25 protein-coding genes are annotated in these 22,395 nt (G+C 72.1%); 16 read left to right on the top strand and 9 right to left on the bottom strand.

The features are described from left to right. Positions 1-407 precede the first annotated feature (407 nt). On the bottom strand, positions 408-1,742 hold the full coding sequence (locus tag ACVKXF_RS04590) for an MATE family efflux transporter (protein WP_456794996.1): 1,335 nt from the start codon (positions 1,740-1,742) through the stop codon (positions 408-410). Positions 1,743-1,894: 152 nt separating this feature from the next. Between ACVKXF_RS04590 and ACVKXF_RS04585 the strand changes: the two genes are divergently transcribed. Beyond that, on the top strand, positions 1,895-2,152 hold the full coding sequence (locus ACVKXF_RS04585) for a hypothetical protein (protein WP_123311125.1): 258 nt from the start codon (positions 1,895-1,897) through the stop codon (positions 2,150-2,152). 94 nt (positions 2,153-2,246) lie between these two features. Here the strand turns inward: ACVKXF_RS04585 and ACVKXF_RS04580 are convergent, their stop codons facing one another. Both ACVKXF_RS04580 and ACVKXF_RS04575 read right to left on the bottom strand, forming a co-directional pair. Next, positions 2,247-2,675, bottom strand: a complete 429-nt coding sequence (locus tag ACVKXF_RS04580) for a hypothetical protein (protein ID WP_456794995.1) — start codon at positions 2,673-2,675, stop codon at positions 2,247-2,249. Between the two features lie 119 nt (positions 2,676-2,794). Then, positions 2,795-4,132, bottom strand: a complete 1,338-nt coding sequence (locus ACVKXF_RS04575) for a uracil-xanthine permease family protein (protein ID WP_456794994.1) — start codon at positions 4,130-4,132, stop codon at positions 2,795-2,797. A gap of 81 nt (positions 4,133-4,213) precedes the next feature. Between ACVKXF_RS04575 and ACVKXF_RS04570 the strand changes: the two genes are divergently transcribed. Beyond that, positions 4,214-6,178, top strand: coding sequence for a M13 family metallopeptidase (locus tag ACVKXF_RS04570; RefSeq protein ID WP_456794993.1), 1,965 nt, complete (start codon positions 4,214-4,216; stop codon positions 6,176-6,178). Further along, the gene (locus tag ACVKXF_RS04565; protein ID WP_396289792.1) at positions 6,178-7,116 is read left to right on the top strand and encodes a serine hydrolase; all 939 of its coding nucleotides are present in this window, start codon (positions 6,178-6,180) and stop codon (positions 7,114-7,116) included. Before ACVKXF_RS04570 ends, ACVKXF_RS04565 begins: the two co-directional genes overlap by 1 nt. A gap of 42 nt (positions 7,117-7,158) precedes the next feature. Here ACVKXF_RS04565 and ACVKXF_RS04560 read toward each other — a convergent pair whose 3' ends face one another. Both ACVKXF_RS04560 and ACVKXF_RS04555 read right to left on the bottom strand, forming a co-directional pair. Continuing rightward, a complete protein-coding gene (locus ACVKXF_RS04560; protein WP_456794992.1) occupies positions 7,159-7,578 on the bottom strand; it encodes a GNAT family N-acetyltransferase in 420 nt (139 codons plus the stop codon). A 33-nt stretch (positions 7,579-7,611) separates the two neighbouring features. Continuing rightward, positions 7,612-8,295 carry a DUF4232 domain-containing protein gene (locus ACVKXF_RS04555; protein ID WP_456794991.1) on the bottom strand — a complete coding sequence of 228 codons (684 nt, stop codon included), beginning with the start codon at positions 8,293-8,295 and terminating at the stop codon, positions 7,612-7,614. Positions 8,296-8,394: 99 nt separating this feature from the next. On the opposite strand from ACVKXF_RS04555, the gene ACVKXF_RS04550 reads away from it, so the two are divergent. Next, a complete protein-coding gene (locus ACVKXF_RS04550; RefSeq protein WP_456794990.1) occupies positions 8,395-8,670 on the top strand; it encodes a hypothetical protein in 276 nt (91 codons plus the stop codon). Positions 8,671-8,673: 3 nt separating this feature from the next. Here the strand turns inward: ACVKXF_RS04550 and ACVKXF_RS04545 are convergent, their stop codons facing one another. Further along, positions 8,674-9,078, bottom strand: a complete 405-nt coding sequence (locus ACVKXF_RS04545) for an NUDIX hydrolase (protein WP_456795334.1) — start codon at positions 9,076-9,078, stop codon at positions 8,674-8,676. A 29-nt stretch (positions 9,079-9,107) separates the two neighbouring features. Continuing rightward, positions 9,108-10,427, bottom strand: coding sequence for a glutamyl-tRNA reductase (locus ACVKXF_RS04540; RefSeq protein WP_456794989.1), 1,320 nt, complete (start codon positions 10,425-10,427; stop codon positions 9,108-9,110). Between the two features lie 38 nt (positions 10,428-10,465). Between ACVKXF_RS04540 and hemE the strand changes: the two genes are divergently transcribed. The 12 genes from hemE to ACVKXF_RS04480 all read left to right on the top strand — a co-directional run bounded on the left by hemE (position 10,466) and on the right by ACVKXF_RS04480 (position 20,607). Continuing rightward, positions 10,466-11,599: a uroporphyrinogen decarboxylase gene (gene hemE, locus ACVKXF_RS04535; RefSeq protein ID WP_456794988.1), complete on the top strand. Its 1,134-nt coding sequence runs from the start codon at positions 10,466-10,468 to the stop codon at positions 11,597-11,599. After that, the gene (locus ACVKXF_RS04530; protein ID WP_456794987.1) at positions 11,596-12,936 is read left to right on the top strand and encodes a protoporphyrinogen/coproporphyrinogen oxidase; all 1,341 of its coding nucleotides are present in this window, start codon (positions 11,596-11,598) and stop codon (positions 12,934-12,936) included. The genes hemE and ACVKXF_RS04530 overlap by 4 nt, the downstream gene beginning before the upstream one ends. 100 nt (positions 12,937-13,036) lie before the next feature. Next, positions 13,037-13,291 carry a hypothetical protein gene (locus tag ACVKXF_RS04525; RefSeq protein WP_017887727.1) on the top strand — a complete coding sequence of 85 codons (255 nt, stop codon included), beginning with the start codon at positions 13,037-13,039 and terminating at the stop codon, positions 13,289-13,291. Beyond that, positions 13,288-13,746, top strand: a complete 459-nt coding sequence (locus tag ACVKXF_RS04520) for a phage holin family protein (RefSeq protein WP_123311102.1) — start codon at positions 13,288-13,290, stop codon at positions 13,744-13,746. Before ACVKXF_RS04525 ends, ACVKXF_RS04520 begins: the two co-directional genes overlap by 4 nt. 32 nt (positions 13,747-13,778) lie before the next feature. After that, positions 13,779-14,009: a DUF3618 domain-containing protein gene (locus ACVKXF_RS04515; RefSeq protein WP_456794986.1), complete on the top strand. Its 231-nt coding sequence runs from the start codon at positions 13,779-13,781 to the stop codon at positions 14,007-14,009. A 67-nt stretch (positions 14,010-14,076) separates the two neighbouring features. Next, positions 14,077-14,820 carry a hydrogen peroxide-dependent heme synthase gene (gene hemQ, locus ACVKXF_RS04510; RefSeq protein ID WP_456794985.1) on the top strand — a complete coding sequence of 248 codons (744 nt, stop codon included), beginning with the start codon at positions 14,077-14,079 and terminating at the stop codon, positions 14,818-14,820. Then, positions 14,817-16,052, top strand: a complete 1,236-nt coding sequence (locus ACVKXF_RS04505; protein WP_456794984.1) for a ferrochelatase — start codon at positions 14,817-14,819, stop codon at positions 16,050-16,052. The genes hemQ and ACVKXF_RS04505 overlap by 4 nt, the downstream gene beginning before the upstream one ends. Continuing rightward, complete coding sequence (gene hemC, locus ACVKXF_RS04500; RefSeq protein ID WP_456794983.1) at positions 16,049-17,008, top strand: hydroxymethylbilane synthase; 960 nt, start codon at positions 16,049-16,051, stop codon at positions 17,006-17,008. Before ACVKXF_RS04505 ends, hemC begins: the two co-directional genes overlap by 4 nt. Next, positions 16,897-17,760 (top strand): uroporphyrinogen-III synthase, encoded by an 864-nt coding sequence (locus tag ACVKXF_RS04495; RefSeq protein ID WP_456795333.1) that lies wholly within the window; start codon positions 16,897-16,899, stop codon positions 17,758-17,760. The genes hemC and ACVKXF_RS04495 overlap by 112 nt, the downstream gene beginning before the upstream one ends. Next, positions 17,757-18,812 carry a porphobilinogen synthase gene (gene hemB, locus ACVKXF_RS04490; RefSeq protein ID WP_260232956.1) on the top strand — a complete coding sequence of 352 codons (1,056 nt, stop codon included), beginning with the start codon at positions 17,757-17,759 and terminating at the stop codon, positions 18,810-18,812. The genes ACVKXF_RS04495 and hemB overlap by 4 nt, the downstream gene beginning before the upstream one ends. Next, complete coding sequence (gene hemL / locus ACVKXF_RS04485; protein WP_456794982.1) at positions 18,809-20,134, top strand: glutamate-1-semialdehyde 2,1-aminomutase; 1,326 nt, start codon at positions 18,809-18,811, stop codon at positions 20,132-20,134. The genes hemB and hemL overlap by 4 nt, the downstream gene beginning before the upstream one ends. 8 nt (positions 20,135-20,142) lie before the next feature. Continuing rightward, the gene (locus ACVKXF_RS04480) at positions 20,143-20,607 is read left to right on the top strand and encodes a DIP1984 family protein (protein WP_456794981.1); all 465 of its coding nucleotides are present in this window, start codon (positions 20,143-20,145) and stop codon (positions 20,605-20,607) included. 226 nt (positions 20,608-20,833) lie between these two features. On the opposite strand, the gene ACVKXF_RS04475 is transcribed toward ACVKXF_RS04480, so the two are convergent. Both ACVKXF_RS04475 and ACVKXF_RS04470 read right to left on the bottom strand, forming a co-directional pair. After that, the gene (locus tag ACVKXF_RS04475; protein WP_456794980.1) at positions 20,834-21,430 is read right to left on the bottom strand and encodes a hypothetical protein; all 597 of its coding nucleotides are present in this window, start codon (positions 21,428-21,430) and stop codon (positions 20,834-20,836) included. Positions 21,431-21,592: 162 nt separating this feature from the next. Further along, complete coding sequence (locus tag ACVKXF_RS04470) at positions 21,593-22,378, bottom strand: ABC transporter ATP-binding protein (RefSeq protein WP_456794979.1); 786 nt, start codon at positions 22,376-22,378, stop codon at positions 21,593-21,595. Positions 22,379-22,395: the final 17 nt, after the last annotated feature.

Below are 22,395 nucleotides of genomic sequence, written 5' to 3'. Positions count from 1 at the left end.
GCGGGCGTAACAGTAGAGGCCGTAGCCGACGACGACCCCGACACCGCCGAGCACCATGCCGGGGCCGTTGCCCCAGGCCAGCGCGATCGGCACGGTGACCGCGGCGAGCACCACGCTCGACACCAGCATCGAGACCCCGAGCAGCCGGTTCACCGCGGCGTCCGACCGCCGACCCCGCAGCGCGATCGCGAGGAACCGGGACGCGGTGTTGCCCGCGGCGTTCGGCCAGAGCAGCGCGACGAACACCGACAGGGACAGCAGGGCGGTGGTCTGCCCGAGGGTCTCGGTGCCGAACACCCGACCGACGACGACGGTCACGAGCAGCTTCGCGACACCCTGCACCCCGATGCCGACCGTGGCGAGCACGGCCGACGACGCCACAGAAGACGACGCAACAGAAGAGCCGCTCACCGCGCCAGCGCCTGTTCCACCCAGCCGCGCCGGTGCGCTCGCACCCCGAGCGTCACCGCCCGGACCCCGATGTACCCGAGGGCGAACGCCGCCCACAGCCCCGCGAGCGTCCCGCCGGCCCACCACAGCAGCGGCAGGTACACGACGAGGTTCACGCCGCCCGCGATGGCCAGGTACCGCGCATCTCCGGCCCCGATCAGCACCCCGTCGAGCACGAACACGTACCCGGCGACCGGCATCCCGACGGCGATGAGCACCAGCACGACGGGCAGGGCGTCCCGCACCGCCCGGGAGTCCGAGAACACCGGCCCGAGCACTCCGCTCACGGCCAGGGTCAGCACGCCGAGCAGCACACCACCGGCGATCCCGAGCAGCACGAGTCGCCGCGTCACCAGTCGCACCCGCTCCGGGTCACGTCCGCCGAGTCCGTGCCCCACGAGCGCCTGCCCGGCGATCGCCAGGGCGTCGAGCGCGAACGCCAGCGTCGAGAAGACGGTCAGCCCGACCTGGGTCGTCGCGAGCCCGGTGGTCCCCAGCCCGGCAGCGGCCCCGACGGTCGCGAGCATGGCGATCCGCAGCGACGCGGTCCGCAGGAACAGCCAGGCGCCCGAGCGCAGCGCCCGAGCGACACCCGAGGCGCCGGGTCGCAGCGGCGCGCCTGACGACCGAGCGGCCCGCACCGCGATGCGCACGTAGACGATGGCCATCGCCCACTGCACGATGACCGTGCCGGCGGCGGACCCCGCGACGCCCCAACCCGCCCCGTAGATCAGCAGGGCGTTGAGCAGTCCGTTCGCGACGAACCCGACGGTCGCGACGACGAGCGGGGTCTTCGTGTCCTGCAGCCCACGCAGCAGCCCGGTCGAGGCAGTGACGACCAGGATCCCGGGCAGCCCGATGAGCGAGACGGTCAGGTAGGCGGTCGCTGCCGCCGAGACCTCGGGCGACGCGCCGAACAGGTCGACGAGCGGACCGGCGAGCGGCCACCCGACCAGCGCCAGCACCACCCCCAGCACGAGCGCGAGCCACATCCCGTCGATGCCCGCGTGCACGGCTCCGCGACGGTCGCCGCCGCCGAGCGCGCGCGCCACGGCCGGGGTCGTCGAGTACGCCAGGAACACCAGCAGCCCGGTCACGGTCGACAGCACGGCACTCGCGAGCCCGACGGCCGCCAGGGGTGTCGCGCCGAGGTGGCCGACGAGCGCGGTGTCGGTCAGCAGGAAGAGCGGCTCGACCACGAGCGCGCCGAGGGCGGGCACCGCCAGGCGCACGATGTCGCGGTCGACCGCGCGCCGCTCGGCGGTCACAGCGGGTCGCGTCGGTCGGTGCACCGACCCATTCTGTCGGCGATGCCGACCCGTCGTGGTCGGCAGGCGAGGTGAGCGCGACCCCGTGACGGACTGGAGGGCCGTGGCGGCGCCGCCACGGGCCTCCAGCCCGGCCGTCCCCGCGTTCGCGACCAGGGGTCGTTATCGTGGGGCGGGTGAAGCCGAGCAGACGCGAACGTCGTCTCCGCAACGTGCAGACGCTGATCCTCGTCGGCTCGATGCTCGGAGTGGTCGCCCTGGCGGGTCTTGCCGGCTGGCTCGGTGCTCCGCAGTGGGCGGTTCTGCCGGTCGTCAGCATCGGTTACCTCCTCTGCTGGCGGGCGACGCTCACGGCGGTGCGGCGTCGTCGAGCGATGTGGAACGACCATGCCGAGCGCTCGCCCACCGGAGCGTCGACCGAGACGGAGGGGTGAACCGATGCGCATCACCGACGACGCCGAAGTGGACGCGGCGGACACCCTCGTCTGCGCCACGGTGTAGGTCCCGCTCGTCTGGTCTCGGGCAGCGTCAGGGGCGGACCCATCCGCCCCCGAACGCCTTGTGCACGCGCCGGAGGGCTTCCGGGTTGCCCCACTCCTGCACGTGCGAGCAGTCTGCGTCCGCCTGAGCCGCGACGAGTCCCCAGTTGCCGACGTTCTGGTACGTGTATTGGTCGCCCGGCCCCGAGGTCGACGCGCCGCCGCCCTGCTGCTCCGGCAGCTGGATCTCCTCGCCGTCGGGGAAGACGAGGGTCTGCCCGATCGGATCACAGGTGGGCAGTTCCTCGGTACGCAGCGCCTCGACCTGCACCGGCGCCGCGGTCGGGCAGGCCGACAGGGTGGCCTCGCCCGCGGTCAGCGTGAGGTACCCGTCATCCTGATCCTGGTGGGCGCAGCTCGTGATCGACAGCACAGCTGCGAGGAGCAGCCCGGAGACAGCGGGTGTGCGGAGGTTCACGGGAAGGAGTCTGCCGCTGATGTGCCGTGGGCGTCGTCCCCGTTGCCCAGCCCGAGCGGAACGCAGTCCGGTGGTCCCAGGTCGTCACGCCGGACGCGCGTTCCGGCTGGCCGCTCGCGTCAGTCGGCGCGCGGTTCCGCGGGGACGGCGCCGGTGGCGGCGTGCGCGGGGTCGGCGACCTCGGTCGATGGTTCGTCGGTGCCGCGGGCACGACCGATCAGGTCCATCAGGTGGTAGACGACGATCGCGGCGATGGTGCCGAGGATGATGCCGCCGAAGCTCGCCTGCCCGAACGCGAACGTGAAGTCCGCGATGCCGATGATGAGCGCGATGCCGGCGGTCAGCTGGTTTTTCGGCTTCGAGAAGTCGACGCGGTTCTCGACCCAGATCCGGATGCCGATGACACCGATCAGGCCGTACAGCGCGGTGGTGGCACCGCCGAGGACGCCGGCGGGGACCGAGGAGATGACCGCACCGATCTTCGGGGAGAGGCCGAGCAGGACGGCGGCGATCGCGGCGACCCAGTACGCGGCGGTGGAGAAGACGCGGGTGGCGGCCATGACGCCGATGTTCTCGCCGTAGGTGGTGGTGGCGGAGCCGCCGCCGACGCCGGCCAGCACGGTGGAGATGCCGTCGGCGAAGAGCGCGCGACCGGTGAGGGGCGTGAGGTCACGGCCGGTGAGCTGCCCGACGCCCTTCACGTGCCCGACGTTCTCGGCGACGAGCGCCAGGACGACCGGCACGAACGCCAGGTAGATCGCGAGCTGCGACGGGTCGAACGCGGGAGCGGTGAACGTCGGCAGGCCGATCCAGGCGGCCTCGCCGACCTTCGAGTAGTCGACCTGGCCGCCGATGAGCGCTGCCACGTAGCCGACGAGCACGCCGATGACGATCGACAGACGACCGATCAGCCCCTTGAACAGGACGGTGACCAGGATGATCGCCGCGAGGGTGATGACCGCGACGACCGGGGCCGCCGTGAAGTTGTCCTTCGCCGCGGGCGCCAGGTTGAACCCGATCAGGGCCACGATCGCACCGGACACCACCGGGGGCATCAGCCGGTCGATCCAGCCGGCGCCGGCCAGGTGCACGACGAGCCCGACGATCGCGAGCAGCGCACCGACGACGATGATGCCGGAGAGCGCGAGGGGGATGCCGCCGATCTTCGTCGCCGCGCCGATCGGAGCGATGAACGCGAACGACGATCCGAGGTAGCTCGGCAGCCGGTTGCCGGTGATGAGCAGGAACAGGATCGTGCCGATGCCGCTGAACAGCAGGGTCGTGGACGGCGGGAAGCCCGTCAGCAGCGGCACCAGGAAGGTGGCACCGAACATCGCGACGACGTGCTGCACGCCGAGACCGATCGTCCGGCCCCAGGTGAGTCGTTCGTCCGGTGCCACGATCGTCGTCGCGGAGACGGTCTTGCCGTCGCCGTGCAGCTTCCACGGAAGTCCCATGCGATGACCGTACCGGCAGCCGTCCACAGGTGACGACGCACACCGACCTGCTGCATGGCGTCGGTGGCTATCGTGGACCGCATGACCGACGTCGCACGTGCCTCCGGCATCCACACTGACGAACTCGACCCAGCGGTGCGCCCCCAGGACGACCTGTACCGCCACGTGAACGGCACCTGGATCGCCGAGACGCCGATCCCCGACGACAAGGCCCGCTACGGCTCCTTCACGGTGCTGGCCGAGGCCGCCGAACTCGCCGTCCGCGAGATCATCGAGCGCTCGCAGCAGGCCGCACCCGGCACCGAGGAACGCAAGGTCGGTGACCTCTTCTCCTCCTTCACCGACGAAGCCCGACTCGAGGAGCTCGCCACGGCGCCGATCGAGCCGCTGCTCGCCGAGATCACGGCCATCGAGTCCGTGCCCGAGCTCATCGCCACCGTCGGACGCTTCGAGCGCCTCGGTCTGCCGAGCTTCCTGCAGCTCTTCGTCGACAACGACCCGGGCGACCCCGAGTCCTACGTCGTGTTCCTCGAGCAGTCCGGTCTCGGGCTGCCCGACGAGTCCTACTACCGCGAAGAGCGGTTCGCCGACATCCGCACGAAGTACCGCGAGTTCGTCGCGGCGATGTTCCCGCTCGCCGGGTTCGAGGACGGCGGCGACCGCACCGAGCACGTCATCGCGCTCGAGACCGCCCTGGCGTCGAAGCACTGGGACAACGTCACAACGCGCGACAGCCAGAAGACCTACAACAAGCTGCTCTGGGCCGAGGTCGCGGCGCTCGCCGAGAGCATCGACCTGCAGACGTGGTGGGAAGCCATCGACGCCCCGGCCGGCGCGTTCGAGACCGTCGTGGTGCGCGAGCCCTCGTTCATCACCGGCCTGGCCGAGCTCCTGCGCGACCAGCCGCTCGAGGTCTGGAAGGACTGGCTGCGCTGGCAGGTCATCCGCGGCTCGGCCGCGTACCTGACGAGCGCGTTCTCGGCCACGAACTTCTCCTTCTACGGCACCGCCCTCACCGGGGCGCCGAAGCAGCGCGAGCGGTGGAAGCGCGGCGTCTCCCTGGTCGAGGGCGCGATGGGTGAGGCCGTCGGGCGGATCTACGTGCAGGAGCACTTCGACGAGTCCTCGAAGGCGAAGATGGACGACCTCGTCGCCAACCTGGTCGAGGCGTACCGGCAGAGCATCACGGCCCTGGACTGGATGACCGACGAGACCCGTGCACGTGCCCTCGACAAGCTCGACAAGTTCACGCCGAAGATCGGGTACCCGGTCAAGTGGCGCGACTACTCGGCGCTGCCCGTGACGGCCGACGACCTGGTGGCGAACGTCCGCGCCGTGGCCTCGTTCCAGGTCGACCGCGAGCTCGGCAAGATCGGCAAGCCGATCGACCGCGACGAGTGGTTCATGACGCCGCAGACGATCAACGCGTACTACAACCCGGGCTTCAACGAGATCGTGTTCCCCGCGGCGATCCTGCAGTTCCCGTTCTTCGACGCCGACCGCGACGCCGCCGCCAACTACGGCGCGATCGGGGCCGTCATCGGTCACGAGATCGGACACGGCTTCGACGACCAGGGGTCGCAGTACGACGGCGACGGCAAGCTCGAGAACTGGTGGACCGAGGCCGACCGCACGGCGTTCGAGGAGCGCACGAAGGCCCTCATCGCGCAGTACGACGCACTCGTCCCGACCGAGGTCCCGGACGGGCACGTCAACGGCGCCCTGACGATCGGCGAGAACATCGGCGACCTCGGTGGCCTGTCGATCGCGTGGAAGGCGTACCTGCTGTCGCTCGACGGCCAGGAGCCCCCGGTCGTCGACGGCCTGACCGGTGCCGAACGGTTCTTCCTGAGCTGGGCGCAGGCGTGGCAGATGGCGATCCGTCCGGAAGAGGCGGCACGTCTGCTGCAGATCGACCCGCACTCGCCGAACGAGTTCCGCTGCAACCAGGTCGTCCGCAACATCGACGTCTGGTACGACACGTTCGGCGTGACCGAGCAGGACGCGATGTACCTCGACCCCGCCGAGCGCGTCGCGATCTGGTGATGGTGGAGCCGGACGCGGCTCGGTCGTCACGCCGTCGGCGGCCGGGGGACCGCTCAGGTGGTGGCGGCCGGGCCCGCGGTCGGCACAGCGGTCGGACGGACGACCGCTTCGGCGCCACGGTCGAGGCCCTCGGTGCGCTCGCCGTCGACGGCGCTGGGGTCAGCGCCTCGGTGATCGACACGTCGTCGGGCAAGGCCCTGCTCGCGGTCGACGACACCCTGGTGCAGCCCGTCGCGAGCCTCGGGCGCGTGCTGCTGCTGATCGAGGTCGCGGCGCAGCTCGAGGACGGCCGTCTGCACGGTGACCGTCTGCAGCGCATGGCGCGGGACACCGCGACCGGTGCCGGCCTGTGGCAGTTCCTGCAGGAGCCGACGATGCAGGTGCCCGACCTGGCGACCCTGGTCGGCGCCACCGGTGACACGTGGGCGATGAACGCGCTGCTGTCGACGGTCGGCATCGACTCCGTCCGTGAGCGTGCGGAGTCGCTCGGCATCGAGCGGACCGCGCTGATCGACCGGGTGCGCGACCGTCGTGGCCCCGACGACGCCCCGGACGCCTCCGTCGCTCCGACGGGCGAGCTCGCGTGGGTGATGCGCGGGCTGGCGCTCGGCGAGGTCGTGGACGAAGCGGTCTCGAACCGGGTGCTCGGGTGGCTGTCACTGGCGAGCGACCTGAACCTGGTCGCCGGCTCGTTCGGCCTCGATCCCCTGGCGCACCGTGCGCTCGACCACGGGTTGCAGGTCGTCGCGGTCACCGGGTCGAGCACGGGCGTCCGCGCCGAGGCGGGGATCCTCCGCGGTCCGGGCTCGTCGGTCAGCTACGCCGTGACGGTCACGTTCGACGACGCCTCGTTGCAGCGGCGTCTCGCGGTCATCGAGGCACTGCGCACCATGGGCACCGAGGTGCTCGAGGCCGTGCACGCTCCCGCCCGCCGCTGACCTCGGCGGGCGCAGTCCGGCGTCGGTCCGGTGTCGTTCCGCTCAGCGGAGCAGGACGAACGACCGCAGCGGCTGCGGCTCGACGTCGTGCACCTCGACGAACCCGCGCGACTCGTAGAACGCACGCTGACCCGCTGCGGCGTCGGTCAGCAGGACGGTCTGCCGGACGTGGGCGTACCGATGCAGGACCGCGTCGAGCAGTGCGCCGCCGACGCCGGAACGATGCGCCGACGGCACGACGAGCACGTCCTGGACGTACACGATGGTCTGGCCGTCCGAGATCGTCCGCAGCAGACCGAGCAGCTGCCCGTCGTCATCACGGGCGGTCACCACGGTGTGCGACCCCGCGACCGCTGCGCGGAGGGCCTCGGGATCACGGGTGTAAGCGGTCCACCCGACGGCGTCGTACAGCGCCACGAGCTCCGCCGAACCGGGTCGTTCGTCCCTGATCGTGAACGTCACGGCTCCATGGTGCCCGACCCGCCGATGCGTCCGCTACGACGTCGCCTTCCCCTCCGGCACCAGCGCCTGCACCGACAGCAGCGACGCATCGGCGGACGCGCACGCCTGGTGGTCGGTGTCCTTGATGAACAGCGACTGCTTCGATCCGGGCGGGTACACGCGGAACCCGTCCGGGGTCTTCGGCGAGCAGTCCGCCTTCGAGTAGTTCCCGGCCTGGACGATCTTGAGCGGTGCCACGGCGGTCTGCCCGGCGGCCAGGGTCACGGTCGGGTGCGGTGAGCTCTTCTCCTGTGTCGCCGCGGCACCGATCTGGGTGCCGTTGCCGCCGCCGACGAACGAGACGCCCGGCCAGCCCTGCAGCGTGCAGGTCGTCGAGCCGGTGTTCCGCAGTGCGAGGTGCACGATGACGCTGCCGGCTGCTCCTCCGCTGCCCGGCTCGATGCTCGCGGCGAGCGACGACGCGGCGCACCTGCTGCTGGCCGCAGAGCCGGAGCCCGAGCCGTCCGACCCGGTACCGGCTGACGCCGAGGCGCCGGACGACGGTGTCGCGGAGGACGACGACGCGGACGAGGACGAGGAAGCGGACGGCGACGGCGCGGGCGCCGTGACCGTCTCGGTGGCGGAGGGTTCCCCGCCGGAGGCACAACCCGCCAGCGCCCCGACTGCGACGAGCCCGGTGACGGCGAGCAGGAACTTCGATCGGCTGCTGCGTTGCATGGTGCACAGGCAACCACCACCGGGAGATCCAGGTTCGGTCGGCATCCAGGGACCGCGAGCACACTCCGGAGGCAAGAACCCGAGCAGCGGAGGTCGGACATGACGGGCAAGCACGAACAGGCACGTGGCGACGAGGGTCGCGCGGACGGGGTCGAGACCCGCGCGGGCGCCTTCACGGACAGCGACATCCCCGGCGAGGAGCACGTCACGACGACGGAGCCGGTCGGCGAGTTCGTCGACAGCGACATCCCGGGCGAGGCCCGTCCGGATTCGAGTGGCCCCGACGGTGAGTACGTCGAGTCGGACATCCCCGGCGAGGCCGAACCGACGCAGGACGGCGAGACCGGCCACTACGTCGACACGGACCAGGCCTGACGACTAGTCGATGCGCTCCGCCGCCACCAGGCGGCGGAGCGTCTCCACGCCCGCCGGCGGGCAGCGACCGGCGTCCGCCGAGGTGACCCACTCGACCTCGTCGACCTCTGCCGAGGCGACGGGCGTGGCGGCGTCCAACGGGCCTCCCGGTCGGACCAGGAACAGGGTCATCGCGACCATGGTGCCGGGCGCCTGCCCGTGGGCGGGTTCGAGGACGACGCCGAACGGGTCGACGTCGTCGGCGGTGACCCGCAACCCGGTCTCCTCGTGGGCTTCACGGATGACGGCGTCGACGTCGGTCTCGTGCGGCTCGGCCTTGCCGCCGGGCAGGTAGAGCACGTCGCGCGATCGCGCGCGCACCATCAGCACACGTCGATCACGGATCAGCAGGAGCGCACTGACACGCAGCGTGGGTGGTTGCGAGCCTGTCTGCAGGCTCAGCTCGCGTCCGCCTGGTCGTCGCGCTCCGAGATCGGGTCCAGGGCGGTGCGGTCGGCGAGCGGGACGACGGGCGCCGGCAGCTCCGCCTCGGGCTCGGGCCGCACGCCGAACAGGGCGTCGATGGCCCCGACGAACTCCTCGCCACGACCGGCGCGGCCGAGCTCACGGGCCCGGACGGAGGGGCGGTGCAGCAGGACGCCGACCAGGTGCCGGAGCGCCCGCTCGGTGTGCTCGGCGGACTCGCCGTCGGCGTCGCCGCGGCGCTTGGCGCGGTCGATCTCGTCGTCGAGGATGTCGAACACGTGCTTGCGGAAGGCGACGAGGGCCGGGGTGGTCGACTGCTCGAGCGCCTGCGCCCGGAAGCGGGACACGGCGTCGTCGACCATCGCGCGGGCCTCGGACTCGGCGTTCAGCTCGGAGATCGGGGCGTGCAGGCTGATGGTCTCGAGGTCGAGCAGCTCGACGCCGTCCACGCCGGCGGCGGCCGGGTCGACGTTGCGGGGGAGTCCGAGGTCGATGACGATGCGGCGGATGCCGTCGTCGAGGTCGGCCGGCGCGACGACCGGCACCTCGCTCGACGTGCAGGTGATCACGACGTCGCTGGTACCGATCGCGTGACGCAGGTCGCGGGCGGCGACGAGGTCGTGCTTCGCGGCGAACCAGGCGGCGCGGCCCGAGGGCGAGAACACCTGGATGTGCACGGCGCCGCGGTCGCGCAGGGCCGCGATGGTGGTGGCCGCGTAGCTGCCGGTGCCGATCAGGAGCACCCGGGTGTGCGCCCAGTCGGTGACGCGCGACGAGGCGAGCTGCAGACCGAGGCGGACGAGCGACCGACCGGCGGCACCGATCCGGGTGCGGGTCTTCACGCCGCGCGAGGTGTGGGCGGCTTCCTGGAACAACCGCTCGAGGTCCGAGGTGGTGGTGCCGTTGCTCCGGGCGTCCTCGAGCGAGCGGCGGACCTGGCCGGAGATCTCGGTCTCACCGACGACGACGGACTCGAGCCCGCTCGACACGGCGAACAGGTGCTGCACGACGTCCTTGCCGCCGAGCACACTGACCGAATCGCGCAGTTCGGTGGCGTCCAGGTCGCTCGCGGCCGCCACGGCCTGCACGGTGGCGGCGACGGCGGAGTCGCGGTCGTCGCCGGCGATGTCGAGGTACGCCTCGAAACGGTTGCACGTGGCCAGCACCACTGCACCGTCCAGGACGTCGGAATCCGTCACGAGGTGGCCTGCTGCGGCCGGGGCAGCGATGCTCAGTCGCTCCAAGAGGTCGAAGCTGGCGTTGCGATGCGACGCCGTGAGACAGATGAGCACGTAGCCAATGGTAACGCGCTCGATGGGACAATCATCCGGTGACCGACGCGACGACCACATCCCTCCCCGACTCCCACCCCCTGGCATCAGGGCGGACGAGTGGTTCCCGCCTGGTGCGGGCCCTGCGGGGTGACCGTCCGGAGACCCTGCCGGTGTGGTTCATGCGGCAGGCCGGCCGGTCGTTGCCCGAGTACCGCGAGCTCCGGGTGGGCACGGCCATGCTCGACGCGTGCCTCGACCCCGAGATGGCGTCGGAGATCACGCTGCAGCCCGTCCGCCGGCACGGAGTCGACGCCGGCATCTTCTTCAGCGACATCGTCGTCCCGATCAAGCTCGCGGGCGTGGACGTCGAGATCGTCCCCGGACGCGGCCCCGTGCTCGGGTCCCCGATCCGCACCGCGGCGGACGTCGACGCGTTGGAGCCGCTCGACCCGGCCGCCCTCGAACCCATCCGGCAGGCGGTCGCCCGCACCGTCGAGCAGCTCGGGGACACCCCGCTGATCGGGTTCGCCGGTGCGCCCTTCACGCTCGCCGCGTACCTGGTCGAGGGCGGTCCCTCCAAGGACCACATCCGCGCCCGCACCCTCATGCACGCCGAGCCGGAGACCTGGTCGCGGCTGCTGGCCTGGGCGGCGGAGGTGTCGGGGGCGTTCCTGCGGGCCCAGGTGCTCGCCGGGGCCTCGGCCGCGCAGCTCTTCGACTCGTGGGTCGGCTCCCTGTCGCGCGCCGACTACGTCCGGTCCGTCGCACCGCACTCGGCGCAGGCGCTCTCCCACGTGACCGACCTGGGTGTGCCGCGCATCCACTTCGGCGTCGGCAGCGGCGAGGTCCTGGCCGACATGACCACGCTGGGCACCGACACGGTCGGGGTCGACGCGGTCGGGGTCGACTGGCGGCTCCCGCTCGACGAGGCCGTGCGCCGGGTCGGTACCGGCGTGAGCGTGCAGGGCAACATCGACCCGGCGATGCTCTCGGCCCCGTGGGAGGTCCTCGAGGCCCACGTGCGCGAGGTCGTCCGCCGCGGTGGCGCCGCCCGCGCCCACGTCGTGAACCTCGGCCACGGGGTGCCCCCGGAGACCGACCCGACGGTGCTGACCCGTGTCGTCGAGCTCGTGCACTCCCTGGGCGACGGCTCGGACGGCACCGACGGGACAGCCGGAGCCGCAGCGTGACCGACGTCGTCGTGGTCGGCGGCGGGATCGCCGGACTCGTCACCGCCCGCGACCTGGCGAAGGGCGGCGCGGACGTCGTCCTGATCGAGTCGTCCGGGGTGCTGGGCGGCATGATCCGCCGGCACACGGTCGGCGGGCTCGACCTCGACATGGCGGCGGACTCGTTCGCGACCCGCACCGATGCGGTCGGCCGCCTGGCGATCGAACTCGGCCTCGGCAACGACGTCGTCGCCCCGGACCCGCGCGGCGCCTGGCTGATGACCCGCGACGGTCGGACGTCGCCCATCCCCGCGACCGGGCTCCTCGGCATCCCGAGCACCCCGATGGCTGCCGACGTCCTCGCCGTCGTCGGGCAGAAGGGCGGGCTCCGCGCGCAGATGGACTCGCTGCTGCCCGGACCGGTCGGCGCCAAGGCGGAGTCCCTGGGCGAGCTCGTCCGGCGGCGCATGGGGGAGCGGGTCCTCGACGACCTGGTCGTCCCGATCGCCGGCGGGGTGCACTCCACCCACCCCGACCAGCTCGACCCGGAGCGGGTGGCTCCCGGTCTCCGCGCGGCGCTGCTCCGCGAGGGCTCGCTCGCCCGCGCGGTCCTGGCGCTCCGGGCCCGCGCTGCCGCCGGCACCCCGGTGCAGGGGATCCGCGGCGGGATCGTCCGGCTCGTGGACGAACTCGTCGCCGACACGGAGACCTACGGCGTCGACGTCCGGCTGCACACCCGGGCGACGCGGATCGAGGCACACGCGGTCGAGGTCGTCTCCGCCGACGGCACGGTCGAGCGCCTGCCCGCGCAGCACACCCTGTCGTCGGTGCCCGACCCCGAGCGCACCGCGGCGCCGGACCGGACCGGCATCGAACTCGTCACGCTCGTCGTCGACCAACCCGAGCTCGACGCGGCTCCACGCGGGACCGGGATGCTCGTGCACCCCGATGCCCGCGCCGTGGCGGCGAAGGCCCTGACGCACGCGACGGTGAAGTGGCCCTGGCTCGCCGAGGCGGCCGCCGGACGCCACGTGCTGCGCCTCAGCTACGCGATGCCGGCGGACGCGACCAGCGTGCACGGCGCGACGCGCCCCGACGACGCGGCCACGAGCCTCCCGGTCGACCCGGACGGACCGGTCGGGACCCGGGCGCTGCACGACGCGGCCAAGCTGCTCGGCGTCCCCCTGACGGCGACGCACGTCGCGGGCGCCGCACGCGTCCGCTGGCACGGCCCGGACCTGACCGCCGCCGGTCTCGCGGCGGGTGTCGTCGGCGTCGGCGAGGTGGCCACCGGACGGGGGCTGGCCGGCATCATCGGGGCCGCTCGGACCGCCGCTGGACAGATCCTGGGTTCCTGAGCGGACCCCAGACCACCCGGGGGCTACTGTTGGTGAGACCGTCGGACGTATTCCGTTCGGCGCATGACCACCGCACACTGAACCAACGGAGGAATCGCACATGCGCGGAAAGCTCCTGTTCGTCGCCGGCGCCGCACTCGGGTACGTCCTGGGATCGCGAGCCGGACGGGCGCGGTACGAGCAGATCAAGACCGTCAGCGGCAAGGTCTGGAACAGCAACGGCGTCCAGAAGGGCGTGCACGTCGCTGAGGACTTCATCGCCGACAAGACCCCGGACGTCGCCGAGTTCATCGGTGAGACGACGAAGAAGGCCGTCCGCAAGGTCGGTCAGAAGAAGGACACCACCACCTCATGACCGACACCCGCGACCGCAAGTCGCGTTCGCTGTTCGGTCTGGTGGGCGACGTCCCGAAGCTCGTCAAGGGCCTGGTCAAGGGCGAGATCGACCTGCTCAAGGCCGAGATGCTCACCAAGGCCAAGATCTTCGGACTGGCCGCGGGGCTGCTGGTCGGTGCGCTCGTCATCGTGCTCTACGCGATCGGCGTCTTCCTGACCGCCGCCGTGATGGGCCTGGCGACCGTGATGCCGGCCTGGCTCGCAGCGATCGTGATCGCCGTGGTGATGCTGATCATCGCCGCCATCCTCGGGTGGATCGGGTGGAAGCGCCTCAAGAAGGGCCTGCCGATCACCCCGAAGCGCACGATCGACAGCGTCAAGAACGACATCAACGCGGTGAAGGGGATGGGCAAGAAGCCCACTCCGCCCAGCCAGTACGGCAGCCGCAAGCCGGACGTCGGCGGCCGGTTCTGAGCCCCGACAGCCGCACCACCGACGGAGGAACCGTGACCGATCCGCACGACGATCTCGCAGACCGCGTCGCCGCGACCCGCGCCCAGCTCTTCGACACCCTCGACGCGATCGAGGACAAGCTCAACGTCCCGAAGCAGATCGGCATCGCGGCGTCGAAGGTCAAGCGCCGGATCGACGAGAAGCCGGTCCCGTACCTGGCCGGGCTCGCAGCCGGAGTAGCGGTGGTCGGGGGTATCGTCGTGATGGTGCTCCGACGGCGGTAGACCGCTCGAGCGCGGTCCACCGGGTGCGGGGCGGCCACGACCCTGGCAACCGATAGGACAAGGATCCATGAGTTCCGACGCGCCCACGAACACCGCGCCCGCGCATTCCCCGCACGAGACCGACCCCGCGACCGGGATCGATCCCAACCTGATGACGGCCTACGCGCTCTGGGCCGTCTTCCGCCGTCCGCTCGGGCCCGTCCACCGAGTCGGTGACGACGCCGTGGCCGAGCTGGACGCCGTGATCGCGTCCGCCGCCGAGCGTGGCGTGAAGACCCGGGGCTTCTACGACGTCTCCGGGTTCCGCGCCGACGCCGACGTCATGATCTGGCTGCACGGCGACGACGCGCAGGCCATCCAGGCGGTGCTGCGCGAGATCCGTCGCACCGGGCTCTTCCAGGACGCCGAGCCGGTCTGGCACGTCATGGCGATGCACCGCGAGGCCGAGTTCAACAAGCGGCACACCCCCGCCTTCCTGCGCGGCAAGGACCCCGAGGCGTGGATCACGGTGTACCCGTTCGTCCGCTCCTTCGAGTGGTACCTGCTGCCCGAGGACGAGCGCTCGAAGATGCTCCGCGACCACGGGATCGCCGGCGCGAAGTACCGCCGCGTCCTCACGAACACCATCGCGACCTTCGCCCTGAGCGACTACGAGTGGATCCTGCCGCTCGAGAGTCCCGAGCTCGTCGACCTCGTCGACCTGATGCGCGACCTGCGGGCCACCGAGGCGCGCCTGCACGTGCGCGAAGAGGTCCCCTTCTTCACGGGTCGTCGCGTGACGACCGCCGAACTCCCGGAGGTGCTGTCATGACCGACACCAGCATGATCACGAACGGCCAGCCCGTCCTCGCCGCCACCCCTGCGGCGGCGTCCGGACCGGAGCACGTCGAGGTCCCGACCGCCTACGACGCGATCCTGCTCGCCGGCTTCGGTGGGCCCGAGGGCCAGGACGACGTCATCCCGTTCCTGCGCAACGTCACCCGCGGCCGGGGCATCCCGGACGAGCGGCTCGAAGAGGTCGCCCACCACTACCGGCACTTCGGCGGCGTGAGCCCGATCAACGCGCAGAACCGCGCGCTGAAGGCCGCGCTCGAGGCCGAGCTGGCGTCGCGCGGCATCGACATGCCCGTGCTCTGGGGCAACCGCAACTGGGAGCCCTACCTGGAAGGCGCCTTCACCGAGGCAGCCGACAAGGGCTACAACAAGCTCATCGCCATCGCGACGAGCGCCTACTCGTCGTTCTCCAGCTGCCGCCAGTACCGCGAGGACTACGCGCGCGTCCTGGACGAGACCGGACTGCTCGGCACCATCGAGATCGACAAGATCCGGCAGTTCTTCGACCACCCCGGCTTCGTCCGGCCCTTCGTCGACGGTGTCCGTGACGGCATGGCCCGGGCCATCGCCGAGAACGACGGGCTCGACGTCGCGACCGAGCTGCACGTGCTGTTCTCGACCCACTCGATCCCGTCGACCGACGCCGCGAAGTCCGGCCCGGACTACCGCGGTTTCGACGAGCACGGTGCCTACGAGGCGCAGCACCTCGCCGTGGCGCAGGTCGTCCTCGACCAGGCGTGGGCGGAGCTGCTCGAGCAGCCCGAGCACGCACACCTGCAGGGCACGTCGAAGCCGGCGTGGAAGCTCGTCTACCAGTCGCGCTCCGGCCCCCCGACGCAGCCGTGGCTCGAGCCCGACATCAACGACTACATGAACGAGGACCTCAAGGGCGGCGCGACGCGGGCCGTGCTGATCGTCCCGCTCGGCTTCGTCAGCGACCACATGGAGGTCATGTGGGACCTCGACGAGGAAGCCACCGAGACCGCCGGAGAACTCGGCTTCTGGTCGCTCCGCACGCAGACCCCCGGCATCGACCCGGCCTACGTGTCCGGCCTGGTCGACCTGGTCCTCGAGCGCGTCAACGGCACCCCGACCAGCGAGCGTCCGCACCTGACCGACATCGGCCCCTGGTACGACGTCTGCCGCCCGGGCTGCTGCGAGAACGTCCGCGCCGGCTTCAAGCCCGCCGCCGCCGGCGTCGCGCCGTGACCGACGGATCGACCCCGATCCGGCTCGGCACCCGCGCCAGTCGGCTCGCGGTCGCGCAGTCGCAGGACGTCGCCGACCGCCTGGCAGCGGCGGCCGGCCGGCCGGTCGAGCTCGTCACCGTCACGAGCGAGGGCGACACGAACCGCGCCTCGCTCGCGTCGCTCGGGGGTACCGGCGTCTTCGCCAGCGCCCTGCGCGAGGCCCTGGTCGCCGGCGAGGTCGACGTCCTCGTGCACTCGCTCAAGGACCTGCCGACGGCGCCGTACCCGGGCCTGACGATCGCCGCCGTCCCGAAGCGCGCGGACGCCCGTGACGTCCTCGTCGCCCGCAACGGCGCCACGGTCGAGAGCCTGCCCGAGGGCGCGAAGGTCGGCACGGGCTCCCCGCGTCGTGTCGCACAGCTCAAGGCCAAGCGCCCCGACCTGGACGTCATCGACATCCGCGGCAACATCGACACCCGCCTGGGTCGCGTGGACGACGACCTCGACGCCGTCGTGCTCGCGGCAGCCGGGCTCGGCCGCATCGACCGGCTGTCGGCCGCCACCGAACTGCTCGACCTCGGCTTCTGGCCGAGTGCTCCGGGTCAGGGTGCGCTGGCGATCGAGACCCGTGCCGACGAAGCCGACACGAACCTGCTCGCCGCACTGCGGAAGATCGAGCACGCCCCGACCCGCCTGACGGTGACGGCCGAGCGCGAGGTCCTGGCGAAGCTCGAGGCCGGCTGCTCCGCCCCGATCGGTGCGACCGCGGTCGTGGACGCCGAGCTCCTCCTCGTCTCCGCCACCGTCTACAGCCCCGACGGCAGCGAGTACCGCACGGCATCGCACGCGGCCGTGCTCGAGGGATCCGCGCAGGACCGTCTGGCCGAGGCGCTCGAGGTCGGTGGCCGCGTTGCCGCCGAGCTGCTCGAGAACGGTGCCGGCGACCTGGCGGACCTCGCCGACTCGGTGAAGTAGAGCCCGCCACGGACACGCCCGCTCCCGTCGTCGTCATCCCCCGGGGTGGCGCGTGGGGCGAGCGTGTCGCGGCGTCGGCCCGGCAGCGCGGGCTCGATCCGCGGGTCGTCCCCCTCATCACGACCGAGCCACCGCTCGACGTCGCTCCGCTCGACCGTGCGGTCGCGCGCGTGGCCGGGTACGCGTGGGTCGTGGTGACCAGTGCGACGGCCGTCACGGTGCTCGCGGAACGCGTGGCGGGCCTCCCGTCCGGGGTGCGGGTGGCGACGGTCGGGGAGCCGACCGCCCGTGCCGCGCGTGCTGCGGGCTGGGTCGTCGACCTCGTGCCGGACCAGGCCTCGGCCGCCGGGCTCGTCGCGGCCCTGCCGGACACCGACGGCACCGTGCTCTTCCCCCGCTCCGAGATCGCTGCGCCCACGCTCGTCGACGGGCTGCGGGCCCGCGGCATCGACGTGGACGACGTGGTCGCGTACCGTACCGTGGGGACCGGCGACGAGCCGATCACCCTCGACGCGGTGCCCGACGCGGTGATCGTGACGAGCGGCAGCGTCGCCCGCGAGATCGCCCGCCGGATGACCCCGCTCGACCCCCGCACCCTCGTGGCCTGCATCGGCCCCGGAACCGCCGCCGATGCGCGCGCGGCCGGACTGCCGGTCCACGTCGTCGGACCCACCCGGTCCGCAGAAGCACTGCTCGACGCCGTCGTCGAAGCCCTGAACCCCACCGTCCCCGAACAGGAAGGCCACCCGTGACCGGCCGTTTCCCCCAGGTCCGCCCCCGTCGACTCCGCGCCACCCCCGCGATGCGACGGCTCGTCGCCGAGACCCGGCTGCACCCAGCCGAACTCGTGCTGCCGATGTTCATCCGCGAGGGCGCGACCGACGCCGTCGACATCTCGAGCATGCCGGGCGTCCAGCAGCACTCGCTCGACTCGTTCCGGCGAGCACTCGTCGAGGCCGCGGGCCAGGGCATCGGCGGCGTGAACCTGTTCGGTGTGCCCACCACGAAGGACGCGACCGGGTCCGGAGCGACGGACCCCGACGGCATCCTCAACGTCGCCATCCGCGTGGCGAAGGAAGAGGTCGGTGACGACCTGGTCGTCCAGTCCGACCTGTGCCTCGACGAGTTCACCGACCACGGGCACTGCGGCGTCCTGGCGACCGACGGCTCCGTCGACAACGACGCGACCCTGCTGCGCTACCGCGACATGGCGGTCGCGCAGGCCGAGGCCGGTGCCGAACTGGTGTGCCTGAGCGGGATGATGGACGGCCAGATCGCCGCCGCCCGCGACGCGCTCGACGTCGCCGGCCACACCGGCACCGCACTGCTGGCGTACGCGGCCAAGTACGCCTCCGCCTTCTACGGCCCCTTCCGCGAGGCCGTGTCGTCCTCGCTCGTCGGCGACCGACGGACGTACCAGATCGACGCCGCCAACGGTCGTCAGGGCCTGCGGGAGGTCGCGCTCGACGTCGACGAGGGCGCCGACGTCGTGATGGTGAAGCCCGCGATGAGCTACCTCGACGTGCTCGCCGAGACGGCCGCCACCTCGCCCGTGCCGGTGTGGGCCTACCAGATCTCCGGCGAGTACGCGATGATCACGGCAGCCGCGCAGAACGGCTGGATCGACCGCGACGCCGCAGCGATGGAGTCGCTCGTCGGCATCAAGCGGGCCGGCGCCGACGCGATCCTGACCTACTTCGCCGTCGACATCGCGCGGAAGCTCAACCAGGAGGCCGGCCTCCGGACCTCCGGTACCACCGCCGCAGTCGCCGGCATCGCCTCGACCGGGAAGGCCCCCGAATGACCACGAACGACCAGCTGTTCGGCCGCGCCAAGAACGCGATCCCCGGCGGCGTGAACTCGCCCGTCCGTGCCTACGGTTCGGTCGGTGGCACCCCGCGCTTCCTGGTGTCGGCGAAGGGCGCCTACGTCACCGACGCCGAGGGTCGCGAGTACGTCGACCTCGTCGCGTCCTGGGGGCCGGCGATCCTGGGCCACGCGCACCCGGGCACCGTCGAGGCCGTGCAGCAGGCCGCCGCGCGCGGGCTGTCGTTCGGCGCCTCGACCCCGGGCGAGACCGAGCTGGCCGAGCTCGTGAAGCAGCGGGTGTCGGTCGACGGCGACGGCCCCATCGAGAAGCTCCGCATGGTGTCCACCGGCACCGAGGCCACGATGACGGCAATCCGGTTGGCCCGTGGCTACACCGGCCGCGACCTGCTCGTGAAGTTCGCCGGGCACTACCACGGGCACTCCGACTCCCTGCTGGCCGAGGCCGGCTCGGGCGTCGCCACCCTGGCGATGCCGGGCAGCGCGGGCATCACGGCCGAGACCGCGGCGCAGACGCTCGTCCTGCCCTACAACGACCTCGACGCGGTCCGCCGTGCCTTCGACGAGCACTCCGAGCGCATCGCCGCCGTGATCGTCGAGTCGGCCGCGGCGAACATGGGCGTGCTCGCCCCCGAACGCGGCTTCAACCGGGCGCTCGCGCAGATCACGCAGTCGCACGGGGCGCTGCTCATCGTCGACGAGGTCCTGACCGGGTTCCGCGTCGGGCCCGCCGGATGGTGGGGCCTCGAGGCCTCGAAGGTCGTCCCCGACGGTGCCGGGTGGAAGCCCGACCTGATCACGTTCGGCAAGGTCATCGGCGGTGGCATGCCCCTGGCCGCGCTCGGTGGTCGCCGCGAGGTGATGGACTTCCTCGCCCCGCTCGGCCCCGTGTACCAAGCCGGCACCCTGTCCGGCAACCCGCTCGCGGTCGCCGCCGGCATCGCCACGCTCCGCGCCGCGACGCCGTCCGTGTACGAGTCGTTGAACCGCACGGCCTCGGTCATCTCCGCGGCGACGTCGGACGCCCTGTCGGCGGAGGGCGTCGCCCACACCGTGCAGCGCGCCGGCAACCTGTTCTCGTTCGCCTTCACCGACACCGCGCCGCGGAACTACGACGACGTGCGGGCGCAGGACGTGTTCCGGTACGCGCCGTTCTTCCACGCGATGCTCGACGCCGGGGTGACCCTGCCGCCGAGCGTGTTCGAGGCGTGGTTCGTCACGGCCGCCCACGACGAGCGGGCCGTCGGACGCATCCTCGACGCACTCCCCGCAGCGGCGAAGGCCGCGGCGGCTGGTTGACTGGCCACATGCAACTCGCCGAGGCCCTCATCGAGCGCGCCGACCTGCAGAAGCGCATCGAACAGCTGCGCGGCCGCATCGCCGCGAACGCCCGTTACCAAGAGGGCGAAGAACCCGACGAGGACGCCCGCGAGCTCCTCGCCGAGGCGGAGCGGTCGATCGACGCACTCGAGGTCCTGCTCGCCCGCATCAACGCGACGAACGCCAGCACCACCGTCGCGTCCGGGCAGACCGTGACCGCGCTGCTCGCGCGCCGCGATGCCCTGCGGCTGCGGCACGCGCTCGTCACCGGGGCGGCGGACGCCACGGCCGGCGCCACCGGCGGCTACCGCCAGCTCCGCAGCGAACTGCGGACGTTCGCCGCGCTGCCGACGGCCGAACTCCGGGCGCGGGCCGACGCACTGGCGAAGGAGATCCGCGAGCTCGACGCCGTCGTCCAGCGCACCAACTGGGAGGTCACCCTGGTCGACTGAGCAGCGGGCGGTGCGTCGGTAGACGGACCGGGGCGGGTACGGACCCGATGACCGGCGGGCAACCCGGTCCCTGTCGGCGCAGTGGGCAGCGCCATGGCGAAGGCCGTGCACATCGCAGCCCAGTACGGCGCACCAGGTACGGTGCACACCGCACCACGCACAACCGCGTACCGACCGGACCGTCGAGGGCGGGACAGGGGACAGCACCGCCCCCACCCTCGACGACTCAGGAGCAGTCGGACTTGGTGAACGTCGTGTCGAGTGTCTTCGAGGAGCCGTCGAACGCGTAGGTGTACCGCATGTCGACGTCCTCGTCGAGGAGTTCCTTGGTGTCGCTGTTCGAGCAGAGCGTCGGGCCGACCGAATCGCGGATGGCGCTCTCGGTGATCGAGGCCGGGTCGACGCTGGACGACACCGTGTAGTCGTAGTGGATGGCGTTGCCCTCGGCCTCGACACCGGTCCACGTCGTCACGGAGTCGACCTGCTTCGGCAGGTCGCTCTGCTCGCGGATCTGCACGACGGCCTTCGAGACCTTCTCCTCCGTCGAGTCACTGAACGCGGCGGTCAGCGCCTGGCGGACCAGGAACGCGACGACCACGGCGACGACGACGCCGAGCAGTGAGATGAGGACGCGCTTGCCGCGGGACTGCTTGGGCGGCGGCGCGTAGGGCGCTCCGGCGGCGCCGGGCTGCGCGTACGGCTGCTGGCCGGGCGGCTGCTGCTGCTGCGCCCAGGGCTGCTGGCCGGGTTGCTGCTGGTCGGGCTGCTGGCCGCTGTTCGGCTGCGGTTCGGACCCCGGGTAGGGCGGCGGCGTGGTCGTCATGGTGTTCCCCCTCGTTGCAGTGCGCGGCCTGACACCGTCGTCCAGCATCGGGTCCCTCCCCGACACGGGCCGCAGACACCTGAGGGACCATTCAAGCACGGGCAGGAGCGGCGCAGCGCGGCTGTCCGTCCCCCGCGCCGGCTCCGCGCCGGGTCCGCGCCGTCAGGCGGAACGCCGTGCTGCCCAGCGCCCCTCGGACCGGAGGATCGCGAGCGGGAAGTCGAAGGCGTGCGACACCGCCGACGACGTGATGACCTCGTCCGCGGTGCCCCGCGCGACCACGGCGCCGTCGCGGAGCAGCATCGCGTGCGAGGTCGACGCCGGCAGGTCCTCGAGGTGGTGCGTGACCATGACGCTGCCGAGCTCGGGGTGCCGGTGCCGCAGTGCGTCGACGGTCTCGAGCAGGTGCTCGCGCGCTGCGACGTCGAGGCCGGTCGCCGGCTCGTCGAGCAGCAGCAACTGCGGCTCCGACATCAGTGCGCGCGCGATGAGGGCGCGGCCCCGCTCGCCCTGGGACAGCACGGGCCACCGGGCGTCCCGCCGTGCGGTGAGCCCGACGTCGGCGACGTGCTGCTCGGCCGCCTCGACCTGGGCCGCCGTGGGCTCCCACCGCACCATGAGGTCGGTCGTGCCGGTCAGCCCGGTCAGCACGGTCTCGAGCACGGTGAGCGGCGAGAGCATCCGGTGCCGAGGGTCGACGTGCCCGATGTGCTCGCGGAGCTCCCGGACGTCGACCCGACCCAGGCGTCGACCGAGCACCTCGACCGTGCCGGCGGTGGGGTGGCCCGTCGCGCCGAGGACCGCGAGCAGCGTGGACTTTCCGGCGCCGTTCGGCCCGAGGAGCGCCCAGTGCTCACCGCGCCGGACCGTCAGGTCGACGTCGTGCAGCAGGTCGCGCCCGGACCGGGTCACGCGGACTCCGGTGGCGTTGATCAGGACGTCGGTCACCCGTCCATCCTGGCCCG

The organism is Curtobacterium sp. PvP017 (assembly GCF_054060195.1).
The sequence above is the reverse complement of the archived record's forward strand: the minus strand, read 5'-3'. Positions and strand labels throughout refer to the sequence as shown.